Here is a 7,238-nt window from a genome sequence, read left to right as displayed (position 1 = left end):
CCAGGTCGCGCGGTGTTTCCTTCGGATGGGGGGTTTCGTCGAGCTCGGCGGCCTCGACATGGTCCGGCTCCAGCCCGACCTGGCGCAACAGCGCGAGCCGCCTGGGACTTGCGGAGGCCAGCACGAGGCGCGGCGGCGATTGCGGCACGGCGGCCGGACGCGTCTAGCGGACGCGGGAGGTGATGCGGCCCTTGCTCAGGTCGTAGGGCGTCATCTCCACGAGCACCTTGTCGCCGGCCGACACCCGGATGCGGTTCTTGCGCATCTTGCCGGCGGTGTGGGCGATGATCTCGTGGTCGTTCTCAAGCTTCACGCGGAAGGTTGCGTTGGGCAGGACTTCACTGACCGTGCCCGGAAACTCCAACAATTCTTCTTTCGCCATGCAGGCTCCAAATCGAGGACAAAATGACGGCCCGCGCCTTTAGATGAGGTCGCGAGCCGCGGCTAGCGGCGCAATCATAGCGCACCGCGCGGGGCGAGGTCGATGGGCCTCGGGCTGGGCTGCCCAAAGCGCTCGGCGATCCGCCGCGCGAGCCCGTCGCGCACCTCCCGGTACGCCGCCAGGCGCGCCTCGCGGGACCCGTCGGTCAAGGTCGGGTCGAACGTCGGCCAGTACTCGATATCCGCCGCCCGGCTGCGGGCGAGCTCCACCGCGCGGTGCTGGGCCTCCGGCGTCAGCGAGACGACCAGGTCGAAGGAGTTGTCCTCCAGGTCCCCGAAGGTCTTGGGTCGATGGCCGGTGAGATCGCACCCCAGCTCCGCCATCACCGCCTCGACGAAGGGATCGACGCTGGCGGCGACGTCCTCATCGGCTGCCTCGTCGTGCACCATGGCCGGAAGCCTCAGGCCGCAGCTGTCCACATAGATCCGATCGCCCACCAGCCGCTTTAGGAGCGCCTCGGCCATGGGCGAGCGGACCTGGTTGAGGTTGCAGGCGAACAGCACGGCGCCCGGCAGCGGTGAGGCGTCAGCCGGCATGGACGCCTAGCCCCGCCAATGCAGGGCGCAGATCAGGGTGAAGAGCCGGCGGGCCGTATCGATGTCCGTCTCGATCTTGCCCGACAGCCGGGCCTGCAGAAGCTCGGACGCCTCGTTGTGCAGGCCTCTGCGCCCCATGTCCAAGGCCTCGATCTGGGCCGGGGTGGAGTTGCGGATCGCCTGGTAATAGCTCTCGCAGATCAGGAAATAGTCCTTGATGAGGCTGCGGAACGGCGACAGCGAGAGGATGTGGCGCCGTTCGTAGGCCGGGCCACTGACGTCGAGCACCAGCCGGTTCTCGACCAGCCCCATGCGCAGGTCGTAGGGGCCCGACGACGCGCCCTCCGGATGGAAGTGGTTCTCTTCCAAGAGGTCGAAGATGGCGAACTGCCGCTCCTGCTCCTGGTCGCGCGAGACGGCGGCGAGCGACTCTTCGTCAAGCTCGACGGTCTGCAGGCGGTGCATCTGGCGGTCGTCGTCGGCCATGGGCGTCCGGACGTGAGGGCGTCGCTCACGCTTTATGGCATTCCGCACCCCCGCGTCATCCCGCACCTGCGAACAAGCTCGAGCGCCATAAGGAAATACGCCCGGCGCGGGGAGCGCCGGGCGTCTTGGGACGCAGTCGGCAGAGCGCCTCAGGACGTCTGGCGCGCTTCGCGGAAGGAGACCAGCCGGCCGGCGGCCTCGTCCCACAGGGCGAGCCTGGCGCAGCGGAAGCTCTCCCGGAGGCCGATGCGGCTCACCGGCCTCAGTTCCGGGTGGTCCTTCAGCACCTTCGACAGCCGGTAGAATGGGATGCGGCTCGACAGGTGGTGGACGTGGTGGATGCCGATATTGGCGGTGAACCAGCGCAGCACCGGCGGCAGGTCATAGTGCGAGCTGCCGGCGAGCGCCGCGTGATCGCGCTTCCACGCGCCGTTCCGCGCCCACTGTGCGCCTTCGAACTGATGCTGCACGTAGAACAGCCAGACGCCGATCGTGGCGGCCAGCAGCATGGTGACGATGTTGACGATCAGCACCGGCGCGGCGCCGAACAGCCAGACCAGGGCGCCTAGCCCCGCCAGCACGGCCAGGCCGTTGCCCAAGACGCTGGCCCACGGACGCCAGCCCTGACGCATCATGCCCACCGGCAGCCGCTGCATCAGGAAGAAGACGAAGGCCGGGCCGAGGCCGAACATCACCAGCGGGTGGCGGTAGAGCCGATAGCCCAGCCGCCGCAGCGGGGTGAGCGCGGCGTATTCCTCGACCGTCAAGGTCTCGATGGCCCCCAGTCCGCGGCGGTCCAGATTGCCGGACGTCGCGTGGTGGATGGCGTGCGTCTGGCGCCAATAGTCGTAGGGCGTCAGCGTGAAGACGCCGATGGCCCGACCGACCCACTCGTTCGCCTGGCGCGGGCCGAAGAAGGAGCCGTGGCCGCAGTCGTGCTGGATCATGAACAGGCGCACGAGGAAGCCCGCGGCCGGGATGGTCAGCAGCAGCGCCGCCCACCACCAGCCGTGCGCATGCAGCGCCCAGGCGATCGCCCAGATGGCCAGCAAGGGCACGATCGTGACGATGATCTCAAAGATGCTGCGGCCGGTCTTCGGCTCGCGATAGGGCGCGAGCTTCTTCGCCCAGGCTCCGGCAGGGGTGGAGTCAGCGGCCATTGTCGGCCTTTCGCAAGAATCGTCGGGGAGCAGACATATATGTCCAGGATCAAGGTTTCATTGCGGCCAAAGGTTCAATCCTGCCCCATGCGAATTGCCGCAGACCGGGCGTGCGCCGGCAAGCCCTCGGCCTCGGCCAGGGCAATGGTCGCCGGCGCAAGGCGGGCGAAGGCGGCTTCGTCGCACTTCACGATCGAGGTCCGCTTGAGGAAGTCATAGAGCGACAGGCCTGAGGAAAACCGCGCCGCCCGGCTGGTGGGCAGCACGTGGTTCGAGCCCGCCACGTAGTCGCCGATGGCTTCGGGGGCATGGCGGCCCAGGAAGATCGCGCCGGCGTGCCGCACGCGGTCGGCCAGCCGCTCCGGTTCGTCCAGGGCGAATTCGACGTGCTCGGGGGCGATCCGGTCGACCAGCCTTGGAGCTTCCTCGAGCGGCGCGATGACGATGGCGCCGTGGTTGCGCCAAGATGCCGCGGCGTCCTCGCCGGTGGACAGCGTGGAAAGCTGCCTGAGCACCGCGGCCTCCACCTCCTCGGCGAAGGCCTCGTCGTCGGTGATCAGGATGGCCTGAGCGGCGGGGTCATGCTCGGCCTGGGACAACAGGTCGGCCGCGATCCAGTCGGGCTTGTTGGCGCCGTCCGCCACCACCACGATCTCGGACGGACCGGCCAGGGCGTCGATGCCGACCGCCCCATAGACCCGCCGCTTGGCCGCCGTCACGAAGGCGTTGCCCGGGCCGACGATCTTGTCCACCGGCCGGATCGGACCGGCGCCATAGGCCAGCGCCGCCACCGCCTGCGCCCCGCCGACCCGCCAAATCTCTTGCACTCCGGCCGCCTTGGCCGCGGCCAGCACGGCCGGCTGCAGGCGTCCGGGCGGCGTGACCATGGCGATCCGCTCGACGCCCGCGACAGCGGCGGGCACGGCGTTCATCAGCACGGTCGAGGGATAGGCCGCCCGCCCACCCGGCACATAGATTCCGACCGCCTCGAGCGGCGTCCAGCGCCATCCGAGCTCCACGCCGGCCTCGTCGGTGAAGCGCAGGTCGGCGGGACGCTGGCGGGCGTGGTAGCTGCGGATGCGTTCGGCGGCGAAGGCGATGGCCTCGCGCACCTCTTGCGGGCAGGCCTCGGCCCCGGCGTCGATCTCCGCCTCGCTGACCCGGATCGATTGTTCGTCCAACGCTACCCCGTCGAACTCCTCCGCGAAGCGCAGCAGCGCGGCCAGGCCTTCGGCCCGAACCGCCGCAATGACGTCGCGCACGACCGCGTCGACCTCTTCCGGGGTGTCGCGGCGTTCGTCCACGAAGGCGGAGAAGGCCGTCTCGAAAGCGGGATCGGTGAAGCGGAAACGGCGCATGGCGCGGCTTCTTTAGCGGCGCGGGGGCACGAGCGCCATGGCGGCCGCCCTAATCCTCATGCGCCGGCGTACGCGGCGTGGGCCAGGGCTGCGAGACGTCGGCCAGGACTGCGTCGATGCACTCTACTGAGGCCCGCAGGTCGCCGTCGCCGGCGCAGCTGATGGTGATCAAGCCGCTGGGGGCCTCGCCCGGTTCGAACGTCACCGCCAGCAGCTCGAGGACGGCGTCGCGGGCGTTGCGCCGGATCTTGCGCGCCTGCACCTTCATGACGCTGCCCAGCTGCAGGGCCGATCTCACGCGTTCGTGTCCGCCGGACTCCCAGCAGTAGCGGTTGAAGGCGATGGTCAGCCGTCGGGCCCTGGCCTCGTAGGTGATGTCGCCGACCTTGGCGACGGCGTCCTGCATGGCCGCGGAAATGATCGCCAGGTCGTCGGCATCCTGGGCCAGCAGGCGAAGCGGCGTTATGCGGGCCATCGATCAGTCCTCGCCGCCCTCGCCGTCGCCCTTGATACGGCGGATCTGGGCCCCGCAGGCGCCAAGCTTCTCCTCCAGCCGCTCGAAGCCGCGGTCGAGATGATAGACTCGGTTGACCATGGTTTCGCCGTGCGCCGCGAGGCCGGCGATCACCAGGCTCACGGAGGCCCTGAGATCCGTCGCCATCACCTGCGCGCCGTCCAGCTTCGCTACGCCACGCACCCGGGCCTCCCCGCCCTGCACCGTGATGTCCGCCCCTAGCCGCGCCAGTTCCGGCGCGTGCATGAAACGGTTCTCGAAGATGGTTTCGCGAATGACGCTCTCGCCATCGGCCAGGGTCATCAGCGCCATGAACTGCGCCTGCAGGTCGGTGGCGAAGCCCGGGTAGACGCCGGTCTCGATCTCAACCGCCTTCAGGAGTTCGCCGTTGCGCCTGACCGTCAGGCCGTCGTTGTGCGGCATGACCTCGACGCCGGCCTCCACCATCTTGTCGATCAGCGCCTGGATGAAGTCGCTGCGGGTGCGGGTCAGCCTGACCTCGCCGCCGGCCATGGCCGCGGCGACCGCATAGGTGCCGGTCTCGATGCGGTCGGGCATCACCGCATGGGTCGCGCCGTGCAGGCGGCTGACGCCCTGGATGCGGATGACCGAAGTCCCCGCCCCGGCCACCTTGGCGCCCATGGCGTTCAGGCAGTCAGCCAGGTCGACCATCTCGGGTTCGCAGGCCGCATTGGTGATGGTGGTCTCGCCATCCGCCAGCACCGCGGCCAGCATGGCGTGCTCGGTGGCTCCGACGGAGTTGAACGGGAAGTCGATCTGCCCGCCCTTCAGCCCCCGCGGCGCCTGGGCGTAGACATAGCCCTCGTGCAGGTCGATCCGCGCGCCCAGCGCCTCCAGCGCCTTCAGGTGCAGGTCGACCGGCCGCGCCCCGATGGTGCAGCCGCCCGGCAGCGACACCTTCGCCTGGCCGGTGCGCGCCAGCAGCGGCCCCAGCACGTTGAAGGACGCCCGCATCTGGCGGACCAGGTCGTAGGGCGCGATCGCGCTGACGATCTCCCGCGTGCGCAGCAGGGTCTCAGGGCCATCCTCGCCCTCGGACTCCACAACCTCCGTCCCCAGCCGCTGCAGCAGCTTTCCCAGGAAACGGGTGTCCGCTAGCCGCGGCATGTTGGTGAGCCGCAGCGAATCCTCTGTGAGCAGGCTGGCCGCCATCAGCTTGATGGCGGAGTTCTTGGCGCCGCTGATCGGGATTTCGCCCTGCAGCCGCGCGCCGCCGGTGATGGCGATGCGGTCCAATCCCAATCCTTCGAAATGGCCGCGCTTTCCGGAAAGTCGCTTTGGCGGCGAGAGCAGCGATATCTAGCCCGCGGCGCCGCTCCGCGCAAAGGGCGCTCAGCCCTCCTTCTCGCTTTTCCCCTCCGCCCGGGTCTTGGCCGGTCGCCGCTCGCCCATCTTGCGCCGGCGCAGGTTGGCGCGTAGCGCCTGGGCGAGCTTCGTCTCGCGCTCGGAAGCAGGCTCTCGCGGCGGTTTTTCGGGCGGCGGCATGGGCCAAGGGGTGCGGCGCTAGGTCCGCCCCGTCAAGGCCGCCCGCGCGGATTGGGGCTTCACGCGGTCCGCCGTGTTGGCTATAGCCGCCCCTCGCCTTTCGCCGCGATAGCTCAGTGGTAGAGCGCATCCTTGGTAAGGCTGAGGTCCAGGGTTCGAATCCCTGTCGTGGCACCATGGTTCCCCGAGTGAAATCAAGCACTTGGGGAACCACCAATCCTCGCCGGAAATCCGAAAAAAACCGGCTGGGCAGCACATGGGCAGCAGTCTGACGGGAAAATTGACCCGGCTGCGTTGGGCTCGCTGCGCGAAATTGGACGGGACTTGTGGCGAATCGCGGAGATTTTCTCCGGCCGCGCGGCCTCGTTAAGGAAGCCCATTCAGCGAGAGTTGCCAGCCGACCGGCGAATTCCCCGGCGCTCTGGTTCCGATCGATCTGGCCGACACCGTCGCGGCGGAGGCCGCCTTCGCGAACCTGTCCCGCCGCTTCGCCTTCGGCGTCGTCATCGCCGCGGCGCTCGGAGTCCTGGTCCTTGTCTGGAGCCCACCGCCGCGGACACTTGCCGAGATTGTGGCGTAGAACCGGACCTTGCGATGCCATCGGCGCGGCTGGCGGGCAACGACGATCTGTACGCTTCCCGCCATCGCGCGGCCCATCCCACAGGCGCACGCCAGACGGCGAGGCGAGGCGAGCTGGAGAGATCCGGCACTGTTGTCCCGATTTGAGGGAATTTCGACCTAACGGCGTGGAGCCCGATGCCGTCTAATCCGGGGTGGTCGGAGTGTGTAGATTAGCAGAGCGCTTTCCAACGCTAATAACGTTGTCGTGAAGCACGAGGATGATCAACACACTACCCGAATCAAATGGGTGAATAACAAAAATGAATAACGTGGTGAATAAACTCAGCGTCTCTTACGAGTTGGCGCAGAAAATGGTGAATGCGGCGCTTGAGAAGGCCCGAGAACTTGGTGTTACAGAAAACGTAGCGATTCTCGATGACGGCGGCAATCTCAAGGCGTTCGGCCGGATGGATGGGGCTCCGATCCTTTCCATCGAGATGGCGCAGAACAAGGCATACACAGCCCTGTTCGGCGTCTCCACGCAGGACTTTTTCAACTTTATCCAGGGTGACCCGTCGCTTTTGGCCGGCATCCCCACGCTTGCGCGTGTGGCGGCGTGGGGTGGAGGGTTTCCCATAAAGGTGAATGGAGAAATTGTCGGCGCGATCGGGTTGA

Annotated in this window: 9 protein-coding genes and 1 tRNA gene; 2 read left to right on the top strand and 8 right to left on the bottom strand. The window is 67.9% G+C overall.

Annotation, left to right across the window (positions count from 1 at the left end; genetic code table 11):
• The 8 genes from JWP28_RS05915 to murA all read right to left on the bottom strand — a co-directional run.
• On the bottom strand, window positions 1–148 hold a 148-nt coding region (locus tag JWP28_RS05915), incomplete at its 3' end, for a Maf family protein (RefSeq protein ID WP_299541043.1).
• Window positions 149–163: 15 nt separating this feature from the next.
• Entirely contained in the window at window positions 164–382 is a 219-nt protein-coding gene (gene infA, locus JWP28_RS05910; RefSeq protein WP_299541040.1) for a translation initiation factor IF-1, read from the bottom strand.
• 74 nt (window positions 383–456) lie between these two features.
• Window positions 457–978 carry a low molecular weight phosphatase family protein gene (locus JWP28_RS05905; protein ID WP_299541038.1) on the bottom strand — a complete coding sequence of 174 codons (522 nt, stop codon included), beginning with the start codon at window positions 976–978 and terminating at the stop codon, window positions 457–459.
• 6 nt (window positions 979–984) lie between these two features.
• Window positions 985–1,464 carry a UPF0262 family protein gene (locus tag JWP28_RS05900; RefSeq protein WP_299541035.1) on the bottom strand — a complete coding sequence of 160 codons (480 nt, stop codon included), beginning with the start codon at window positions 1,462–1,464 and terminating at the stop codon, window positions 985–987.
• Window positions 1,465–1,613: 149 nt separating this feature from the next.
• The gene (locus tag JWP28_RS05895; RefSeq protein WP_299541032.1) at window positions 1,614–2,624 is read right to left on the bottom strand and encodes a fatty acid desaturase; all 1,011 of its coding nucleotides are present in this window, start codon (window positions 2,622–2,624) and stop codon (window positions 1,614–1,616) included.
• 74 nt (window positions 2,625–2,698) lie between these two features.
• A complete protein-coding gene (hisD, locus tag JWP28_RS05890; RefSeq protein ID WP_299541030.1) occupies window positions 2,699–3,982 on the bottom strand; it encodes a histidinol dehydrogenase in 1,284 nt (427 codons plus the stop codon).
• A gap of 49 nt (window positions 3,983–4,031) precedes the next feature.
• Window positions 4,032–4,457: a DUF2948 family protein gene (locus JWP28_RS05885; RefSeq protein ID WP_299541028.1), complete on the bottom strand. Its 426-nt coding sequence runs from the start codon at window positions 4,455–4,457 to the stop codon at window positions 4,032–4,034.
• A 3-nt stretch (window positions 4,458–4,460) separates the two neighbouring features.
• Window positions 4,461–5,753 (bottom strand): UDP-N-acetylglucosamine 1-carboxyvinyltransferase, encoded by a 1,293-nt coding sequence (gene murA / locus JWP28_RS05880; RefSeq protein WP_299541025.1) that lies wholly within the window; start codon window positions 5,751–5,753, stop codon window positions 4,461–4,463.
• A gap of 351 nt (window positions 5,754–6,104) precedes the next feature.
• Between murA and JWP28_RS05875 the strand changes: the two genes are divergently transcribed.
• Both JWP28_RS05875 and JWP28_RS05870 read left to right on the top strand, forming a co-directional pair.
• A tRNA-Thr gene (locus tag JWP28_RS05875) sits at window positions 6,105–6,179 on the top strand.
• A 704-nt stretch (window positions 6,180–6,883) separates the two neighbouring features.
• Window positions 6,884–7,238 (top strand): heme-binding protein (locus JWP28_RS05870; RefSeq protein WP_299541022.1); only part of this gene is annotated, 355 nt, incomplete at its 3' end.

This window comes from Phenylobacterium sp., assembly GCF_028290885.1.
GTDB lineage: Bacteria > Pseudomonadota > Alphaproteobacteria > Caulobacterales > Caulobacteraceae > Phenylobacterium.
Note: the sequence above shows the minus strand (reverse complement) of the source record. Positions and strands in the feature narration are given on the sequence as shown.